Annotated in this window: 1 protein-coding gene; it reads right to left on the bottom strand. The window is 59.7% G+C overall.

The features are described from left to right. Positions 1–38 precede the first annotated feature (38 nt). Positions 39–278: integrase core domain-containing protein (locus MKK67_RS31095; RefSeq protein ID WP_243972856.1), on the bottom strand; the 240-nt coding region annotated here is incomplete at its 5' end.

Here is a 278-nt window from a genome sequence, read left to right as displayed (position 1 = left end):
TGGCCTGACCGGTATTTTAGACCGAGCCGATTGAGAGGCTACTGCATGGTGGCGGCCATGGGTAGCCGGAAGGCCAGATCTGGGTAGCTGACGGGCGCGGGCGGCCGATAGCCCAGCGACGAATGCGGTCGGACGCAGTTGTAGGTGTTTTGCCACAGACCGATCACGATCTGCGCCTCCTTTAACGAGTAGAAGATCTCCTGGCGTAGGCACTCGTCACGAAGCTTGCCGTTGAAGCTCTCACAATACCCGTTCTCCCACGGCGATCCTGGTGCGAT

This window comes from Methylobacterium sp. J-072 (genome assembly GCF_022829425.1).
Taxonomy (GTDB): domain Bacteria; phylum Pseudomonadota; class Alphaproteobacteria; order Rhizobiales; family Beijerinckiaceae; genus Methylobacterium.
This window is presented reverse-complemented; position numbering and strand designations above follow the sequence as displayed.